18 protein-coding genes are annotated in these 17663 nt (G+C 56.9%); 9 read left to right on the top strand and 9 right to left on the bottom strand.

Annotation, left to right across the window (positions count from 1 at the left end):
- Positions 1–28 precede the first annotated feature (28 nt).
- The 6 genes from ACWB12_RS15915 to ACWB12_RS15890 all read right to left on the bottom strand — a co-directional run bounded on the left by ACWB12_RS15915 (position 29) and on the right by ACWB12_RS15890 (position 3962).
- A complete protein-coding gene (locus ACWB12_RS15915) occupies positions 29–937 on the bottom strand; it encodes a lysophospholipid acyltransferase family protein (RefSeq protein ID WP_479531080.1) in 909 nt (302 codons plus the stop codon).
- An 83-nt stretch (positions 938–1020) separates the two neighbouring features.
- Positions 1021–1689 (bottom strand): nitrile hydratase subunit alpha, encoded by a 669-nt coding sequence (gene nthA / locus ACWB12_RS15910; RefSeq protein WP_479531079.1) that lies wholly within the window; start codon positions 1687–1689, stop codon positions 1021–1023.
- 3 nt (positions 1690–1692) lie between these two features.
- A complete protein-coding gene (locus ACWB12_RS15905) occupies positions 1693–1959 on the bottom strand; it encodes an SH3-like domain-containing protein (RefSeq protein ID WP_479531078.1) in 267 nt (88 codons plus the stop codon).
- Entirely contained in the window at positions 1952–2485 is a 534-nt protein-coding gene (locus tag ACWB12_RS15900) for a cupin domain-containing protein (RefSeq protein WP_479531077.1), read from the bottom strand. Before ACWB12_RS15900 ends, ACWB12_RS15905 begins: the two co-directional genes overlap by 8 nt.
- The gene (locus ACWB12_RS15895) at positions 2460–2798 is read right to left on the bottom strand and encodes a ScnB-like protein (protein ID WP_479531076.1); all 339 of its coding nucleotides are present in this window, start codon (positions 2796–2798) and stop codon (positions 2460–2462) included. The genes ACWB12_RS15900 and ACWB12_RS15895 overlap by 26 nt, the downstream gene beginning before the upstream one ends.
- Before the next feature lie 90 nt (positions 2799–2888).
- Positions 2889–3962 (bottom strand): flagellar motor switch protein FliG, encoded by a 1074-nt coding sequence (locus ACWB12_RS15890; protein ID WP_479531075.1) that lies wholly within the window; start codon positions 3960–3962, stop codon positions 2889–2891.
- Positions 3963–4376: 414 nt separating this feature from the next.
- On the opposite strand from ACWB12_RS15890, the gene ACWB12_RS15885 reads away from it, so the two are divergent.
- Positions 4377–4709: a hypothetical protein gene (locus ACWB12_RS15885; RefSeq protein ID WP_479531074.1), complete on the top strand. Its 333-nt coding sequence runs from the start codon at positions 4377–4379 to the stop codon at positions 4707–4709.
- A gap of 73 nt (positions 4710–4782) precedes the next feature.
- Here the strand turns inward: ACWB12_RS15885 and purB are convergent, their stop codons facing one another.
- A complete protein-coding gene (gene purB, locus ACWB12_RS15880) occupies positions 4783–6084 on the bottom strand; it encodes an adenylosuccinate lyase (RefSeq protein ID WP_479531073.1) in 1302 nt (433 codons plus the stop codon).
- Positions 6085–6219: 135 nt separating this feature from the next.
- Between purB and ACWB12_RS15875 the strand changes: the two genes are divergently transcribed.
- The 3 genes from ACWB12_RS15875 (at position 6220) to ACWB12_RS15865 (ending at position 8596) form a co-directional block, all read left to right on the top strand.
- Positions 6220–6819 (top strand): biotin transporter BioY, encoded by a 600-nt coding sequence (locus tag ACWB12_RS15875; protein ID WP_479531072.1) that lies wholly within the window; start codon positions 6220–6222, stop codon positions 6817–6819.
- A 71-nt stretch (positions 6820–6890) separates the two neighbouring features.
- Positions 6891–7742 carry an alpha/beta hydrolase family protein gene (locus ACWB12_RS15870; RefSeq protein ID WP_479531071.1) on the top strand — a complete coding sequence of 284 codons (852 nt, stop codon included), beginning with the start codon at positions 6891–6893 and terminating at the stop codon, positions 7740–7742.
- On the top strand, positions 7739–8596 hold the full coding sequence (locus ACWB12_RS15865; RefSeq protein ID WP_479531070.1) for a protein-L-isoaspartate O-methyltransferase family protein: 858 nt from the start codon (positions 7739–7741) through the stop codon (positions 8594–8596). The genes ACWB12_RS15870 and ACWB12_RS15865 overlap by 4 nt, the downstream gene beginning before the upstream one ends.
- Positions 8597–8994: 398 nt before the next feature.
- Here the strand turns inward: ACWB12_RS15865 and ACWB12_RS15860 are convergent, their stop codons facing one another.
- Complete coding sequence (locus ACWB12_RS15860; protein WP_479531069.1) at positions 8995–10221, bottom strand: bifunctional alpha/beta hydrolase/OsmC family protein; 1227 nt, start codon at positions 10219–10221, stop codon at positions 8995–8997.
- Positions 10222–10407: 186 nt separating this feature from the next.
- Between ACWB12_RS15860 and ACWB12_RS15855 the strand changes: the two genes are divergently transcribed.
- The gene (locus ACWB12_RS15855; protein ID WP_479531068.1) at positions 10408–11292 is read left to right on the top strand and encodes an endonuclease/exonuclease/phosphatase family protein; all 885 of its coding nucleotides are present in this window, start codon (positions 10408–10410) and stop codon (positions 11290–11292) included.
- Between the two features lie 122 nt (positions 11293–11414).
- Here ACWB12_RS15855 and dddP read toward each other — a convergent pair whose 3' ends face one another.
- On the bottom strand, positions 11415–12755 hold the full coding sequence (dddP, locus tag ACWB12_RS15850) for a dimethylsulfonioproprionate lyase DddP (RefSeq protein WP_479531067.1): 1341 nt from the start codon (positions 12753–12755) through the stop codon (positions 11415–11417).
- 150 nt (positions 12756–12905) lie between these two features.
- Between dddP and ACWB12_RS15845 the strand changes: the two genes are divergently transcribed.
- The 4 genes from ACWB12_RS15845 to ACWB12_RS15830 all read left to right on the top strand — a co-directional run.
- Positions 12906–14264: an MmgE/PrpD family protein gene (locus ACWB12_RS15845; RefSeq protein WP_479531066.1), complete on the top strand. Its 1359-nt coding sequence runs from the start codon at positions 12906–12908 to the stop codon at positions 14262–14264.
- Positions 14264–15052 (top strand): heme-dependent oxidative N-demethylase family protein, encoded by a 789-nt coding sequence (locus ACWB12_RS15840; RefSeq protein ID WP_479531065.1) that lies wholly within the window; start codon positions 14264–14266, stop codon positions 15050–15052. The genes ACWB12_RS15845 and ACWB12_RS15840 overlap by 1 nt, the downstream gene beginning before the upstream one ends.
- A 10-nt stretch (positions 15053–15062) precedes the next feature.
- Entirely contained in the window at positions 15063–16262 is a 1200-nt protein-coding gene (locus ACWB12_RS15835; protein WP_479531064.1) for a class I SAM-dependent methyltransferase, read from the top strand.
- A gap of 108 nt (positions 16263–16370) precedes the next feature.
- Positions 16371–17663 (top strand): multicopper oxidase family protein (locus ACWB12_RS15830; RefSeq protein ID WP_479531063.1); only part of this gene is annotated, 1293 nt, incomplete at its 3' end.

The raw sequence follows: 17663 nt of genomic DNA, 5'->3' as shown, positions 1-17663 counted from the left end.
AATGCGTGATTATCGTTCAGGCTGCCAATCACGGGTCAATCTTGGCGGCCGCACGGGTGCGCTGACGTTCGGGCTTCCAACGCCGATGAATCCACAGCCATTGCCCCATATGCTGACGCACCACTTGTTCCAGACTGTCATTTAGGGCCTGTGTCATGGTTATCGCATCTGTGTGCGGGACCGGCGCGTCGGTCTGGATGGTGAAATCCATCCCGTTATCTGCACGAATGCCATAGATTGGCACCAGCAATGCATCCATTTTCAAGGCCATCTTCGCCGCCGAAAGGGCGGTGGGGGCCGATTTTCCGAAAAACATCAGGTCCTCGCCGCGGCCCATATACTGGTCGACCCCGAAAAAGGTCATGCCTCCGCCGCGCAGGAATTTCACCATTTCGGCCAGCCCTTTACGGCCACGTGCAAACAGCGGGGTGCCGATATGTGAAATAGCGGCCTCGTAATGGCGGTTATAATAGAGGTTCGTCATCGGCATATAAATCGCCCCGACGTGGTAGCCTTTGGCGATCAACGCAGACCGGACCACATCGTAATTGCCAAAATGCCCAGTGACCAGCACCACGGGGCGGCCATTCTTATGGGCGCTTGCCAGTGCTTCGGCACCGGGGCCTTCAATGGGGGTCTTCCTAACCCGTGAAATGAATTCATCGCCTGAATATATTTCGATCAGGCTACGGCCCGCGTTATTAGGCACCTGATAACACAGGTTTTTCACTTTGGATGGGGGCATGTCTGGGCAGGTATAGGCCAGATTTTCTCGGATACGTTTGGTAAATCCGGCAATCGGGGCCACAATCCGCGCCATGATCCAGCCCATCAACGGCACGCGCCATTTATAGGGCAGGGTCAGTAGCAGCGCGAATAAGGCGCGGATCAGCAGATCAATGAAATAATCGCCCCAGCCTTTGCCTTTTTCTGCCATTTTAGTCCTTTGGTGTTTGTTCGATAGGGCAGACATAAATGTCCCATGACCAGATCACAAGCGCCCCCCGCAAACACATCAGCTCAGGCGGGAGATTTTGGAATACCCATACCAATCATACTGTCGCGGGTGACAAGGGCCGCCAGTTCATCTGCGCTCCACCCGTCTGTGTCCTCAGGACGGGCGGGCAGCACGATGTAGCGCATATCGGCTGTGGAATCATGCACCCTGACGGTGGTGTTATCTGGCAGGATGACACCGAATTCGGCCAAAACCTTGCGCGGCTCTTTGACCACGCGCGACCTGTAGGCGCGGGATTTGTACCAATCCGGCGGCAGGCCCAACAAGTTGCGCGGATAACACGAGCACAGGGTGCAAACGATAATGTTGTGGGTGTCCGCAGTGTTTTCCAGCGCGATCAGGCGCAAGGGGCCGATGTCATAGCCCATCTCGCGGCTAGCCTCAGATGCATCCGCAAGCAGGCGTGTTTTGAACGCGGGATCGACCCATGCCCGCGCCACCACCGCGGCCCCGTTAGAAGGGCTGCGCGAATCCATCTCATCGATCTGGGCGGCAATTTCGGCGGGGGTCAGAATACCCTTTTCAACCAACAGTTCGCGCATGGCAATTTCCATGGTTTGCCAATATGTTAACGGATGATCATCATCTTCGCGGTAGGGGTGGCCCGATGGGCTCATACCGCTGTGGTGAAAATCGTCATCATGGTGGTCGTGGGGGTGATCATGTGGCATCTGCTACTCCGCCTTTTCCAGCCAATGGGCGTATATTTCGGCATCCAGCGTGTCGGACGGGTCCTCGGCATCTTTACCCCAGACTTCGCCCATTGAAAACCTAACCCGAACAAGAGGTTGCATTTCATTTTTTAGCCGATATGCCGCCCGTTCCGGATTGGCAAATTCACCCAACTCCCGTTCAATCACCCCGCATTTGCCGCGCAAATACGCAGGCGTGCGCACATGGCCCGGCGGCATCATGGTTTTAACGCGGACCTTTTCAGCCATCTTGCGCATCCTTCATTCTGGACATGGCGTCATAGGGGGTAAAGGCATCGAGCGGTGCTATTTCCATCGTAGTATAATCATGGCCGGAGCGCAGCAAACGCTTGTTCAATTCAGGAAAATCAACTGTTTCGGACGGCAGATTCTCACCACCCGTTAGATAGATTAACACCTCGGCACCGGTATTTGTAAGCTTATGGGCAGCGCCACGTGGCGGAAAGGCGGCAAAATCGCCAGCATCTATGGTGTGGTCAACGCCATCCAGCGCCAAAGTGCCATGGCCCGACAGGATATAAATCCACTCTTCCTCGTTATGATGGCGATGGGCCGGAAAAGAACATAGGCCAGCTTCAAGGTGGATAAGAGACACCGCCGCATTGTTTAACCCAGCCATGCGCGACATGGCAAACATTCGCGGTTTTGCCTCGACCACCAATGGGTGGCGATATTCAAATGGCTGCGCGGTGATGTCTGCGGTGCGCAAGACCGGCTGCATTGCAGGATCATTGCCCATCCGCGGCCTCGCCATAGGTTGCGCCACGCGCCTTGATTTGCTCCATCCGCTCACCCAATTCGGCCAATGTATAGGCGTCGGCCTCGATCATGTTCTGGTTCACGGCGGCGACCCAGCGCTCGTAATAGGACATGGTTTCAAAGGCGGCTTCGCCCATATCCTCAATGGCGCGGCGCAAACCGTCCACGGTGAAATACCCTTTAGTGGAACACAGCACCATCAACGCATCCACCCGCTTTTCCCAAAGGGCGAAATCGTGATCTTCGGGCAGCGGCGCATCTGTGTCCAGCCCGCCCATATCATGCCAGCGGCGTCCTGTTGTCTCCATAATGCCACGCTAGGGGCGGGGACGGCACAGCGCAAGCCTGAAAGAAGCCGCGATTGTTGGCTACCCCGTTCGACCGCGACGCTGACAAAACTACTCGTCTTCATCCTCGGCGACAAAGAACACTTCGCCCGCCGCTTCCAACTCGCGAATTTCGGCGACAACGGCGCTCATTGCTTCTTCGCCGTCTGCTTCTTTCACTTTGCCCAGTTCGCCCATTTCGTCGCGCATCCCTTCGGCCATACGCTTCGAGATGTTGGCAAGGATAAATTCAACCGATTCACCCAGTTCGCCGGCCTCCGCTGCCGCCAGTGCCGTGACCAGAACCGCCTGATCGACACCGCGGGTAATTTTTGGAACATCGCGCGGGTCAATGCGGGCAGGGATGTTGGCAAAGGTAAAGATCGCCTTGCGCACTTTGCTGGCAAAGGCTTCATCATCCTCGTCAAGGCCAGCCAAAACTGCGTCCCGTGTGGCGGCTGGTGAAAAGTTCAGGATCGCGCCAACCCGTTCCACCGGCCCATCATCAAATGCCTGAATTGGTACGCTGTCCAGCTGGGTCGCCAGCGATTGGCCGATCCGTTGCACCGCATCCGGTGTGACCCCGCTGGTTTGTGACACCGCATAGGTGATGCGCCGTGCCTGCTGGCCTGGCAACATTCCCAGTAAATCTGCCGCCTTCGAGACGTTCAGCTTAGACAGCATCACGGCCGCCACCTCGATGCTTTCATCCTCAAGCACTGGCAAAAGGCGCTCTGCTTCCAGCCCCATGATCCGCTCCCAAGGATCGCCGCCGCGCTTGACTCCGCCTTCACGGCGTAACCGTTCGGCCATTTGCGGGTTGATCGCCCCGTCCAGCGTATTCAAGGCTGCTTCCAGCCCGCCGGAAAATGACAAACCGATGCTGTCCAATTCTGCGATAAACTCGTCCACCACCGACACCACTGTTTCACGGCTGACACTGCGCATTGAGCCCATTTGCATGGTCAGATCCTGTTGCATATTCTCGGGCAAATCGGCCAGGGATAATTCCGCGCCCTCGGCCAATACCAACCGCACAATGATCGCGGCCTTTTGGCGCTGGCATATTTGTGCCGGTGGCGCAATAGACAGAGGGGTGAGCGCGTCAAAGCTGGTTGTAGGTTGTGGCGACAAAGCGGTGGTCACGTGTTACTTCTCCTGTCTGGTTTTGCCCATAATTGCAGAGGCCGGTTAATGTGAGCCTTACAATTGGGTCAAAGGATGCCGAAAAATATCTTAAATCACGGTTTTTTCTGTAACAATTTACCCAGAATTTCAAACAGCGGCCCCAATGCTGCCTGAGTACGTGTGGGAATTATTACAGTTTGCATCACGCTCGCAATAATTTGAAACATCGCGGCCTGATTTGTGCGGCCCTTTATCCTGAAACCGCTATTTTCATTGATCCGCACAGGTTTATGTGCGTGGACGCACACACGCACCCGTTACCTCACGTATCTGTGCGTTGAGGTGATGACCGTTCACCCCTAAATCTAAGTCATCGGAGGCACTGATGCCGCCACACAAACAAAATGCAAAACCTTGAAAAGGAACACTAAAATGAAACGTATCGCACTGACAACCGCCATCGCCCTTTCCCTTGCCGCTCCAGCATTTTCTGCTGGTCAGAATACTGTCGCTCAAGACGTGGAACTGCACTTTGCAGCGTCTGATACAGGCTCTGGATCGCGTGTTTACTTTGACGACAACAACGGCGTCAGCGCCCGTGCCGCTGTAATCTTTGCCGAACTGAGTGCAGAAGACACAGGCACACGTGGTCTGCCTATTCTGGCGGGTTCGGATGCGAATATGTCTTCAAAAGGCGGCCAGAGCTCAGTAGCTGCGGCAATCTTTGCCGAAATCAGCGCCTCTGAAAACGGCGATGATCGGTAGAAACTCCAAACCACTCACGGAATTACGAAAGGGCCCCGATGATGGGGCCCTTTTTTGCAGTTGTGCCTTAATTCTAGCCAAACACCCGCGCAAAAATCGTATCCACATGTTTTGTGTGATATCCCAGATCAAATTTATCCTTGATCTCGTCCTCGCCCAACGCCGCGGTCACGTCTGGATCATTCAACAACTCGGTCATGAAGTCAGCGCCTTCCTCCCAAACCCGCATCGCATTGCGCTGCACCAGCCTATAGCTGTCCTCGCGCGAGACACCGGCTTGGGTCAGGGCCAGCAACACCCGTTGCGAATGCACCAGGCCGCGGAATTTATTCATATTGGCCAGCATGTTGTCTGGATAAATCACCAGCTTATCAATTAGCCCTGTCAGCCGGAACAACGCGAAATCTAGTGTGATAGTGGTGTCCGGTCCGATGTTACGCTCAACGGATGAGTGAGAAATGTCGCGCTCGTGCCACAGGGCCACGTTTTCCATTGCTGGCACCACGGCCATGCGCACCAGACGGGCCAGACCTGTCAGGTTTTCGCTTAGAACGGGGTTACGTTTGTGCGGCATCGCGGAGGAGCCTTTTTGCCCCTTGGAGAAGAACTCTTCCGCCTCCAGCACCTCGGTGCGCTGCATATGGCGCACCTCTATGGCGATGTTTTCAATGCTGCTGCCAACCACACCCAGTGCTGCAAAAAACGCCGCGTGACGGTCGCGCGGGATCACTTGGGTGCTGATAGGCTCGATGTTCAGACCCATTTTTTCACAAACATGCGCCTCGACTGATGGATCAATATTGGCGAATGTGCCAACTGCACCTGAAACGGCACCGGTAGAGATTTCGTCGCGCGCCACTTTCAGGCGGGTCAGGTTACGGTCCATTTCGGCGTAGAAACGTGCGAACGTCAGGCCCATTGTGGTCGGTTCCGCATGGATGGCGTGGCTGCGACCAATGCGAATGGTCATTTTATGTTCCATCGCGCGGCGTTTCAAAGCGGACAGCAAGTTTTCCATGCCCTCGATCAGAATGTCAGAGGCCCGCACCAGTTGCACATTGAAACAGGTGTCCAGTACGTCCGAGGATGTCATGCCCTGATGCACAAACCGCGCTTCGTCATTGCCGATGATCTCGGCCAGATGGGTTAGAAAGGCGATCACGTCGTGTTTGGTCACAGCTTCGATTTCATCAATCCGTGCCACATCGAATTCAACGTCCTTAGCCTTCCACACCGCATCCGCATTAGCTTGCGGAATCACACCAATTGCAGCTTGCGCATCACAGGCGTGGGCCTCGATCTCGTACCAGATGCGGAATTTGGTTTCGGGGGACCAGATGGCAACCATATCGGGGCGGGAATAACGGGGGATCATATCGAGGCCTTATATGTTGGGTGCAGATGTCGCCTGTCTTAGTCGGCCATCGGCAAGGCAGCAAGGTTTACCTTGCCTATAGGGCAGGGGTGGGGCAAAAAGGCGCTAAGTTTACTTAAAACAGGAGATGGCGACATGGCGCTAACAGCTACAAATCGGGTTCTGGCAGAGGTATTTGGGGCGGATCAGGGCACAGCCCTGCGTGTGAAACAAGCGGCGCTGGTCGCGGCGGGAATCGCTGCGCTTGCAGTGTCGGCCAAAATCATGGTGCCAATGCTGCCGGTTCCGATGTCGATGGGCACATTCGCAGTGCTGACCATTGGGGCGGCTTACGGCGCACGTTTGGGTCTGGTGACGATCTTTGGCTATATGCTGGTCGGCATGCTGGGTTTTGACGTGTTCGCCAAATCCACCGCTGACCTGAACGGTCTGGAATATATGATGGGCAGCACTGGCGGCTATCTGGTTGGTTTTGTGCTGGCAACTTTTGCGCTGGGGCTGCTGGCTGCACGCGGATGGGACAGATCGCCAGTGAAAATGGCTGTCGCGATGCTGATCGGTAACGCGCTGATCTATGTGCCGGGCCTGTTGTGGCTGGGCGCGCTTTACGGCTTTGATAAACCGATCCTTGCGTGGGGTCTGACACCGTTTCTGGTTGGTGATGCGGTGAAGCTGGCGTTGGCTGCTGTGCTGTTACCTGCCCTGTGGAAACTGGTTGGCCGCGCCCGCGGCTAAACCCATATGCGATTGATTCCCAAAGGGCGTGGCCAATGGCTGCGCCCTTTGTCATTTGAAGGCAAAGAACAATGAAACACGTCGGCTGCCAACATATCCGCGTCTGGGACCATCAGGCCAACATCGGCTTTCCGGTGTTTGTGATGTATCCGGCGGCGGATGCCTATGGCGCTTATGACCTTACCCCCTTCACCGTGACCGCTGGTCTGAATGCGGCGGTGGCGGCAGGGCAGTTCCCTGTTGTGATAATCTCGCACGGATCGGGTGGCAACCGGTTGGGGTATCTGACCATTGCCCAAGCACTGGCCGAGGCGGGTTACATCGTGCTGATGCCCGAGCATTTTGGCAACAACAAGGATGACAATTTCCTAGAGGGCAAAACCCGCAATCTGGAACTGCGCCCGCGCCATATCAGCCTATGCATTGATGATATCGCGGCCAACGAAATTCTATCAGGCGCTGTGCTGACGGATCAGGTGGCGGTGATTGGTCATTCGATGGGCGGCTACACGGCGCTGGCGGTGGCGGGCGGCAAACCGTGGAATAACGCGGGGCGCCTCGTGCCGGTCACGCCGGATACGCGGATCAAGGCGCTGGTCCTGATGGCCCCCGCAACGGGGTGGTTCACGCCTGACAGATCATTGGCCGATGTCACCGTGCCAATGCTGATTTATCACGCCGAACATGACACTCTGACCCCGTTTAACAATGTGGAACGGATTGTCGATCAGATGTCTGATAAGAATAAGATCACCGCCCACATCGTTGAAAACGCCGGGCATTTATCATTTCTGTCACCCTTTCCAGAGGCTCTGGTAACACCTGAGTTCATTCCCGCCCAAGACCCCGAGGGGTTTGACCGTGTGGCGCTCCATAAGCGATTGGCGGATGAAATTGTTGCTTTTCTGGAGGGGACGTTATGAAGACCATGCGCGGTATAAAAGATGCACGGAACTGGTTTGCCGAAGATATACGGATTGCAGCACCCGTGGTCCATAATCCCGCGATCATAACCGCCTTTGCAAAAATCCCGCGTGAGGATTATCTGGGCGAAGGGCCGTGGCGCATCCACCCAAGGCAGTTCGATCGGCCCGCCTATATTAGCGCCACGGCTGATCCGCATCACATCTATCACGATGTTCTGGTTTCAATTGACCATGACCTTGAGATCAACAACGGGTTGCCGTCGCTCTGGGCCTATTATCTGGACCAGATGGATATCCGCCCCGGTGCGACGGTGCTTCAGGTCGGGGCTGGGGTGGGATACTTCACCGCGATCCTTGCCGAACTGGTGACGGATAGCGGGCGGGTGATTGCCTATGAAATAGACGAGGCCCTTGCCAATCGCGCCAAAGACAACCTTGCGGGCTATGGACATGTTAAGGTTTTATCAGGCGACGCGACCAAAGCCGAGAGCCTGCCAGCGCTTGATGCGGTCATCGTGTTTGCGGGCGCGACCCATGTTCCAGAATGTTGGCTGTCGCGCCTTGGCGACGCTGGACGCATCGTGATCCCGTTTACAGCGGATGATCATTGGGGGTTTATGCTGCTGCTTTCGAGGCGGGGTGCTGAAACGCATGTGTCTTCCCTTGGCAATTGCGGGTTTTACCATTGTGACGGGGCGCGCAAGCCGGATGAAGCGGCAGCGCTCAAAACCGCATTGGAGGCAACAGGGGGCAAACCCCCGCCGCTGGGCCAGATGTATCAGGGACAGCCCGCTGCCGATGATACGAGCGTGTGGTATGTTGGCGACGGGTTTTGGTTGTCGAAAGCGTGAAAGGGTTGATCTGAATTTTGGCGATCCCGTTTTCCTCTATGCTTTACGAGTTGTTAATAATTTGTTAATAAAGGTTAACGCGCCTCCTTAAGAGACAAGTTATTATGCGATCCAAATTTATTCGCCCATTGATTTTATGCGTAGTTCTAGCTGCAATCCCGTTTGCGGCGGCGGAACAAACCATCCCCGTTCCCACGGCCCAGATCGGGATTATGCAAAGGCTTCAGGCCTTTCAACTGGGCGGCTCAAATGCCAAGATCATAAAAGCCGCCTGCTGTAAAATCTGCCGCAAAGGCAAGGCCTGCGGTGACAGTTGTATCAACCGTTCCTACAGCTGCACAAAAGGCGCGGGTTGTGCCTGCAATGGATAATCGGCAAGTCTGCTACAAAGCCATCCGTTAACCACGTTCCTCGGCCAGCACCGTCAAAATCCGTGATGAGTGCTCCAGCGTTTTATGCACCGGACACTTATCCGCAATCTCTAACAGGCGTTTGCGCTGCGCATCATCCAGATCACCGCCCAGATGGATTTCGCGCCTGAAACTGTCGATCTTTTGCGCGGCAGTCCCTGCTTCGGCGTCCTGTGCGTGCACCTTGTCATGCGTTACATCCACCCAGACATATTCCAGCGGCCATTTTTTACGCCGCGCATACATGCGGATCGTCATGCTGGTGCAAGCGCCAAGGCCTGACGACACAAACCCGTAAGGTGACATGCCGCGGTTGGTGCCGCCATAGGCCAGTGGCTCGTCCGCCAGCGCATGGTGCAACGGGCCGGAGGTGATGTCTTGCAGGAACCCTTCTGGGTCGGCTTCGCGCACCCGCACCACGCCTTCGGGCGCGCCAATGGGTGGGGCAGGCGGGGTCAGGTCCAGATAGCGTGTGACCCATGCGGCGATCACGCCAGCGGCGTATTCGGCGTCGGATGCTTTGGTGATCAGGTGATCGGCCTCGTCCAGTGTCACGAAACTTTTGGGGTGTTTGGCCGCCTGAAAGATTTCGGCGGCGTTATCGATGTTGACCACGGTATCGAGCGGGGCGTGCAGCACCAAAAGGGCGCGTTTCAGATTGGCGATGGCTGGCTTTAGCTCGGCCTTGGAAATGTCCTCGATGAAATCACGGGCGATTTTGAAGGGCCGCCCGCCAAGGCAGACATCGGCCATGCCTTCCTTGCAAATTTCCGAAATTGCGCTTTTGAAATTATGGGTGACATGTTCGGGATCAAACGGTGCGCCAATGGTGACAACCGCCTTGATACTATCGATCTGCCCCGCCGCCTTTAACACCGCAGCCCCGCCCAGCGAATGGCCGATGATCAGCCCAGGCGGCATGCCACGGTCCGTCAGATAATCGGCGGCCTTGATCAGGTCATCAACGTTCGAGGAAAACGAGGTGTTCTCGAATTCACCCCCGGAATGGCCCAGACCGGTGAAGTCAAACCGCAGCACCGCGATCCCCATCGCCGACAGCCGGCCCGCGATGCGACGCGCGGCAGGGATGTCTTTGGAGCAGGTGAAGCAATGGGCAAACAGGGCCGTGCCCAGATGATCGCCTTGGGGCATATCAAGGCGGGCAGCGAGCGGATGGCCGCCGTGGCCATCAAAGGTGATGCGTTCAGTTGGCATATCGGGGGGATTCCCTTTTGGTTTCGTGTTTGTCCTAGGATGGGTAACACAGCGGGGATACGCAAGGGATGTGTCACAACGGTCACGCCAGAGTGATATCATACGCGCGGTTGTGAACGTGCCTGCGCTGATTTATAGGACGGTCAGTTTGATGTTTCACCACAGTATGAATTGGACCGATTAACGATGCGGTATGTGATTTCCCTGATATTCCTGATTCCGCTGGTGTTGTTGCTGGGCAGCCATTTTGGCGCAGTTCATCCATTGGGGGATTCATTGGCAGTGTTTCGCGGCCCGTTGGCGGTGGTCGGGGGTATATCAGCCCTGATACTGGCGCGGTTCGGGCCAAAGGGACTGGGCGTGGTTGCGGCTGTGTTGGTGGTCTGGTCGGCCTATACGGTGCTGGCCCCAAGGCTGGCGTTTTCGGCGGCCCTTGATGCACCCTATACGCATTACCAAAAGAATATGCTGTTCAAAATGCCATCAACCCTGCCATTGCATGACGATATACTGCAACAGGCCCCTGATTTTGTGACCTTGCAAGAAGTCAGTGCCAATAACTATCCCATATTGGCCAGCCTCAAGCCGCAATACCCAGCACAACAGTACTGCACGTTTGCCGGTGTTGGCGGTGTTGCAGTGGCGTCGCGCTGGCCATTGATTGCGGGCAGCAAACGCTGCAACGGGCGTATTGGCATGGCGGCCATGCAGGTTGAAACGCCGGATGGGCCGCTCTGGGTGGTGTCGCTGCATTTGTTCTGGCCATATCCGCACAGCCAAGCCGCGCAGGTGCAAGAAATTGCGCCATTGCTTGCCGAGCTTGATGGACCAATCGTCTTGGGTGGGGATTTCAACATGGTGCCGTGGTCCCACACTATGCGTGCTATCACCGATGCGACCAACACACGCCGCATTGGTGTGCCACAATATACCCTGTCTTTGAAAAACCTCTACATTCTGCCGATAGACCATGTGCTGGTCAACGCCAACACACGCCCCGCGACGACATCAAAACGTCCTCTGCTTGGCTCTGACCATTACGGGGTTTTGGCGCGTTTCTATATCCGTTAAAGTAAGACGGGTCCTCTCACTTCTTCTTTTCTTAAATACCTGCGCCGCAGGCAACCGCGCTTTGGCCCCGCCGGGGGCAACGCGTTTGGGGCGACGCGCGAAGCGCGGCGCAACCCCTGTTTTCATTCCCCCATCAACGCCGCATCAAATGAATATTGCGTCAGGTTCTCGTATCCATCCTCGGTGATCAACACTTGGTCCTCCAGCTTGATCGAAAACGCCCCGCCATCCTCGCCAACCAGCGCCTCGACGCACAAAACCATGCCGGCCTCAAGTTTGCAATCAAACGCCCCCTCGACATGCTGATCCTCATAAGCCACCAGCGGCCATTCATCACACAGCCCGACCCCGTGCATTTTGCAGCCGTATTTCCACTTATCGAACACCGGATCCAGCTTGTGACCGTTCATCGACAGCTCCTTGATCGACACACCGGGGCGCAGCATTTCAAGGTTGGTCATGATGTGCTCGTGCGCGTGGCGCATCGCATAGACCATCGCGTTTGACGGTTTGGCATCACCAATCCACCAGGTGCGGGAAATGTCAACGCAGATGCCGTATGCGCCAATCAGATCTGTATCAAAGGCCACGATCTCGTTATTTTGCACAATGCGCGGGCCGCATTCCTGAAACCACGGATTGGTGCGTTGGCCTGATGTCAGCAGGCGGGTTTCGATCCACTCGCCACCGCGCCGAATGTTTTCGGCGTGCAGCACCGCCCAGATATCATCCTCGGACATATTGCCCTGCGGCACACCATCGCGCGCGGCTTTTTCCATCGCCGCCACGGACACTTCGCAGGCGTGCGAAGCGCAGCGCATGGCGAGAATTTCATCCACCCCCTTCACGGCACGGGCCTTCTCGGTCAACTCCTCGCCCTCCATAATCTCGAACCCTTGCGCCTCTAGCGCGCGCAACCCGTGCAGCATGATCTTGTCGACCGCCAGACGTTTGTTGCTGCCTGAATGGGCTGCAACCACCTGCCGCACCTCGTTCGCAAATGCATCTGCCGCCACATCCAGCTTATCGCCGCGATCAAAGTAAAACAGATCGGCACCAGATCGAACCTCGCGCACCAGCGGGTTATAACAGGCCAGAAACGGCGAATTCTTGTAATCCCACAGCACCATATAGCCATCGGCACACAGCAGCAGGGCGCGAAACGGGTTGTGGGTGTTCCACAGCTGCATATTGGTGGTGTCGGTGGCATAGCGGATGTTCAACGGGTCAAACACCAGCAACGCGCCATAACCCCGATCAACGATATGTTGCGTTAGGCGTTTCCAGCGATGTTCGCGCATGGCGGCCAGATCGGGCAGGGTTAGGCCTGCGGCCTGCCATTCGCCAAACGCCAGCTGGGTTGGGCCAATTTCAATGCGGTCCGCGTCATTCGGGGTGCCATCGCCTAATCGGTCGCCTTTGGTCGGGTCGATTTTGCGTGTATCGCGGTAATGGGGTTCCATGCTGTGCCTCCCTGCCTTTTCAATTTAGTGTGGGTGCAGTTTGTGAATTGTGTTTGTATGATTGCGACGTGTTTTGGTCGGATTCAGGGGATTAAACCCCGCATGCACGTTGCATCCTGTTAGGACACCACAGAATTAAAGAGGCCCGATATGACCCAGAGCTTTACAGATTTCATGATTGAAACCAGCTATGCGGATATTCCCGAGGATGTGCGCAAGGTGATGCGCCGCAGCCTGATGGATACGATCGGTGTGGCGGTGATCGGGTCGACCACCGAAATATCAGGCATTGTGCGCCGCTATGCCGATGAATTCTGGAATGCGCCAGATAACAAACCCCGGGCGCGGATGATCATGAACGGGCGGCGGGTTTCGCCTACGGGGGCTGCGTTTGCGGGCGCGTTTATGATCGATTCCATTGACGCGCATGACGGGTTTTCACCGGCCAAGGGCCACGCGGGTTCCGCCGTGTTTCCGGCGCTGCTGGCGGTGATGGAGGAACGGCGCGGCGCTGGACAAGTGCAAAGCGCACAGGATTTCATGCTGGCGATGGTGCTGGCTTACGAGGTCGGTTACCGATCCGGTTTGGCGATGCACGGCACGGTTCCTGATTACCACACATCCGGCGCATGGAACGCGGTTGGCGTGGCATCGGCCACAGCCAGAATGATCGGGCTGGATGGCGGGGAAATACGCCACGCGGCAGGGATTGCCGAATACCACGGCCCGCGCAGCCAGATGATGCGCTGCATAGATTTTCCAACCATGCTGCGCGATGGTGTTGGCTGGGGGGCACCTACCGGTGTGGCGGCGGCATATATGGCGCAGATGGGGTTCACCGGCGCGCCTGCGATTACAGCCGAGAGTGACGAGGTGAAGCCGTGGTGGGATGATTTGGGCCGCCGCTGGGAGGTGATGGAGACCCATTACAAGCGCTATCCGGTTTGCCGCTGGGCGCATCCGGCGCTAGATGCGATTGAGGAATTGATGCAGGTGCATGGTCTGGTCCACACCGATATCGAACGCATGCGCATCCAGACGTTTCATAATGCCACCCGTTTGGCAGGAGTTGCTCCGAAAAACATGGATGAGCTGACCTATTCCATCGTTTATCCCGCCGCGATGATGGCGGTGCGCGGCAAAATCGGGCGCGATGAATTGCTGGACGATGTGCTGCATGATCCTGACATCCAGCGGCTGGCGCAGGCAACGGAACTGGTGGAAACGGTGCATTACACCGAGATATCCACCCGCAAACGCTGGGCCGATGTGACGCTTTATCTAAAGGATGGGCGCGAAGTGCAGTCCGAGCCAAAAACACCCAAGGGGGATGCGGATGACCCCCTGTCGGATGCTGAACTTGAGGCAAAGTTTGACCTATTAACCGACGGGTTGATCACGCCGAAACGTGGCCAGGAAATCAAGGATGCAAGTCGGGAATTTGATGCGCTGAATGCGGCGGATTTCGCCCATCTTCTGGATAATATATACGACGCGGTTGGTGGTTAATGCCGATCCTGCAAGCCGCTTTGCCCTATACCCCGTGGTCTGACGCCGCATTGCGCCGGATGCCTGGGATACAGCCGGTGGCGGCGGGGGACTGGTTGCAGATTGACGATGCTTATGGCGCACAGCTGGCGGAAAAGGCGCGACTGATTGGTGAGCGCCCCTATGACGTTCTGGCGCTGGACGACGGGGCGCGGACAGCGGCCGAGGAGCTGTTGTCGTGGGTCGTTGATGAACTGCATGGGGTTGACGGGTTCACGGTAGCCACAGATGCGGTGACGCGGCCTGACGGGGTAAACGTGGCGCTGGATTATGCCGACCCTTTGTGCACCCTTGGCCAGTTGGTGCAAGAGGATTTCTGCATCCTGCAAAAGCAGGGCGAGGAACATGTGCTGACGGGGGCTTTGCTGTGTTTTCCGGCAAGCTGGACCCTGTCGGAAAAGTTCATGCAGCCGTTGACCATGATCCATGTGCCGGTTGGCAGTTATGACGACGGGATGGCCAAACGGGTGCAGCGTATGTTTGATATGGTTCGCCCCGAACAGCCACTTTGGCGGGCCAATGCGTTGTTTTATGCCGATCCAACGCTGTATCAGCCACGCCGTGAAGGGGAGGCGCGGGCAAGCGGAGGGCAGGGTGCGCCCTATATCCGATCCGAACGCCAGACCATCCTGCGGCTTGCCAACACAGATGCGATTGTGTTTTCGATCCATACCTATCAGATTAGGCGCGAAAGCCTGACTGCGGATCAGGCGGCCGCGTTGGCCGAAACATCTATTCCCACCGCCTGAAGGGATTTTCATGAGCGACGTTGCGGCCCAATACGAGGCTTATCCTTATCCCGAACGTGATCCGGCGGACGAGGCCAAGCGGCTGATCACTGGATCGCCCTCGCACCCATTGGAAATTGATCACCATGTGTTTGGTGGCAAGCGGGATTGGCGCAAACCCTTGCGCGCGTTGGTGGCGGGGGGCGGCACGGGTGATGCGCTGATCCAGTTGGCGCAGGTTTTGACCACGGCTAAACAGCCCTATGAAATCACCTATATCGATCTGTCCCGCGCCTCGCGTAAAATCGCTGAGGACCGCGCTGCTGTTCGTGGTTTGAAAAACATCACCTTCATAACCGGTAGCCTGCTGGATGCGCCTGATATGGGGTCGTTTGACTATATCGATTGCTGTGGTGTGTTGCATCATTTGCCGGAGCCTCAGGCGGGGTTTGATGCGCTGGCGCAGGCTTTGGCCTCAGGTGGCGGATTAGGGTTCATGGTTTACGCCCCATACGGGCGCAGCGGGGTTTATCCGTTGCAAGAGGCGTTCGGGGCGTTGTTTGAAGGGCTGTCGCCCAAGGAACGCCTGAAGCAGGCCAAGGCGGTGTTTGCCAAGCTGCCCAAATCGCATCCGTTCCTGCGCAACCAGCATGTGCTGGATCATCAGCAAGGCGATGCGGGGTTTTATGATTTGCTGTTGCACAGTCAGGACCGCCCGTTTGATGTGGCGGCTTTGCTGGAGACTCTGGATGTTGCTGGCCTGCGCCTGTCGTCGTTCACCCAGCCCGCGATGTATGATCCCGTGGATTTACTGGACGAGGCGGTGGATGCGCCTGATGCGCCGGCAAAAGCTCTGGCGGTGGCTGAAAAACTACGCGGGACGATCAAAACCCATGTTGGATATGCGGTGTTGAAAGACGCGAAATCCGCAACAGTCGCGGGAACCGACCCCGCATTAATCCCGCATCTAAAGGCAGGGGCGCCGCAGGCCGTGGCCCGCGAGGTGGCCAGCAAAGGGCGGTTGCGGTTGACGGTCGGGGCGGAGAAACTGGTGTTGGAGTTGCCCAAAGCCGCAGCACCGCTGATCGCGCTGATTGACGGGCGCAGGTCATTGGGTGAAATTGCGCGCGGAGGTAGGATGGATGCGTTTGCATTTAACGCGGCATGGGGGCCGGCGCATAGGGCGCTAACGGGGCAGGGATTGCTGCTCTATTCAACGCTGCTGGCCTAAGTGTTGACATTATTGTGAAGATTTTCGACGGAAATCCCGCATAGGCGCGTTATATAGAATAGATATGCGGCTTTTATAGCTGCCGAAAACAACAGGGCGGAACAAAACATGCGGATATCCAGACGGTACTTTCTAGGCACGGCAACAGCTGCGGTTATGACGCCTGCGATCATTGGGCGAGCAATGGCGGCGACGGGGGGTAAGGCATTGCCGATCCCCGATGTTCTGGATTTACGCGGTGGTGGCGGTGCGCCTGCCCTGGATGCAATGGCGGCACGAACCACAATCCTTGAGGGGCGCGAGACGGTGACGGTTGGCTACGGTCAGGGATTCCTTGGCCCTGTGATCCGTGTGAACCGTGGCGAAACCGCGCGTCTGAACCTTGGCAACCGGATTAATGAGCCTGTAACCGTGCATTGGCACGGGATGCACATTGATGGCGATCAGGACGGTGGCCCGCACAGCCCGATTGCAAATGGCGAGGTGCTGGAGGCCGCACTGGACATTGATCAACCCGCCACAACGCTTTGGTATCATTCACATATCCACCAACGGACCGCGACCCACGTTTGGTTCGGGCTGGCGGGGATGTTGATTGTGGATGATCCGGATGCGCCCGATACGGGTCTGCCGCAAACCTATGGGGTGGATGACATTCCGCTGGTGGTGCAGGACCGGATTTTTGATTCAGCTGGCCAGATGTTATACGCGCCGCAAGGGCCGACACGGATGATGGGGTATCGCGGTAACGAAATGCTGGTGAACGGCGCGATCCGCCCGCAGGCCAGCGTGCCGCCTGCGATGGTGCGGCTGCGGGTTTTGAACGGGTCAAACGCGCGGATATTCCATTTCGGGTTCGAGGATGGTCGGCAGTTTTACCAAGTGGCAAGCGATGGTGGGCTGTTCCCGGCCCCCGTGCCGATGGACACCCTGACACTGGCCCCAGCCGAGCGGGCCGAGATTATCGTCGATTTCAGCGATGGTGCCGCAGCACGTTTACTGTCGGCGCCTGACAACAACACCATGATGGGTGGCATGATGGGCGGCGGCATGATGGGTATGATGGGGGGGGCGTCGCCTGAAGCTGTGGCAGATGGCGGGCTGTTCGAGGTGATGACATTTGCCGTGGACAAAACCCGTTCGGGCGGGGTGGCAACCTTGCCCAAAACGCTGACCGGAGCACCGGTTCCTGCCTTTGGCGAACCTGTGCGGCGACGTCAGTTCAGCCTAGATATGATGGCCGGTGGAATGGGCGGCGGCATGATGGGGATGATGCGGGGTGGCCACGGTATGGCCATTAACGGAGCGTCGATGGACATGGCTGTGATCAACGAAAAAATGCGACTGGGCGAGGCCGAAATCTGGGAGGTGTCCGCCAGAGAAATGGCGCATCCGTTCCAT

This window comes from Profundibacter sp., assembly GCF_056498605.1.
This window is presented reverse-complemented; position numbering and strand designations above follow the sequence as displayed.

Coding starts and splice junctions, on each gene's coding strand:
- ACWB12_RS15915 (WP_479531080.1), bottom strand. CDS start 937: ATGGCAGAAAAAGGCAAAGGCTGGGGCGATTATTTCATTGATCTGCTG.
- nthA (WP_479531079.1), bottom strand. CDS start 1,689: ATGCCACATGATCACCCCCACGACCACCATGATGACGATTTTCACCAC.
- ACWB12_RS15905 (WP_479531078.1), bottom strand. CDS start 1,959: ATGGCTGAAAAGGTCCGCGTTAAAACCATGATGCCGCCGGGCCATGTG.
- ACWB12_RS15900 (WP_479531077.1), bottom strand. CDS start 2,485: ATGGCGAGGCCGCGGATGGGCAATGATCCTGCAATGCAGCCGGTCTTG.
- ACWB12_RS15895 (WP_479531076.1), bottom strand. CDS start 2,798: ATGGAGACAACAGGACGCCGCTGGCATGATATGGGCGGGCTGGACACA.
- ACWB12_RS15885 (WP_479531074.1), top strand. CDS start 4,377: ATGAAACGTATCGCACTGACAACCGCCATCGCCCTTTCCCTTGCCGCT.
- purB (WP_479531073.1), bottom strand. CDS start 6,084: ATGATCCCCCGTTATTCCCGCCCCGATATGGTTGCCATCTGGTCCCCC.
- ACWB12_RS15875 (WP_479531072.1), top strand. CDS start 6,220: ATGGCGCTAACAGCTACAAATCGGGTTCTGGCAGAGGTATTTGGGGCG.
- ACWB12_RS15870 (WP_479531071.1), top strand. CDS start 6,891: ATGAAACACGTCGGCTGCCAACATATCCGCGTCTGGGACCATCAGGCC.
- ACWB12_RS15865 (WP_479531070.1), top strand. CDS start 7,739: ATGAAGACCATGCGCGGTATAAAAGATGCACGGAACTGGTTTGCCGAA.
- ACWB12_RS15860 (WP_479531069.1), bottom strand. CDS start 10,221: ATGCCAACTGAACGCATCACCTTTGATGGCCACGGCGGCCATCCGCTC.
- ACWB12_RS15855 (WP_479531068.1), top strand. CDS start 10,408: ATGCGGTATGTGATTTCCCTGATATTCCTGATTCCGCTGGTGTTGTTG.
- dddP (WP_479531067.1), bottom strand. CDS start 12,755: ATGGAACCCCATTACCGCGATACACGCAAAATCGACCCGACCAAAGGC.
- ACWB12_RS15845 (WP_479531066.1), top strand. CDS start 12,906: ATGACCCAGAGCTTTACAGATTTCATGATTGAAACCAGCTATGCGGAT.
- ACWB12_RS15840 (WP_479531065.1), top strand. CDS start 14,264: ATGCCGATCCTGCAAGCCGCTTTGCCCTATACCCCGTGGTCTGACGCC.
- ACWB12_RS15835 (WP_479531064.1), top strand. CDS start 15,063: ATGAGCGACGTTGCGGCCCAATACGAGGCTTATCCTTATCCCGAACGT.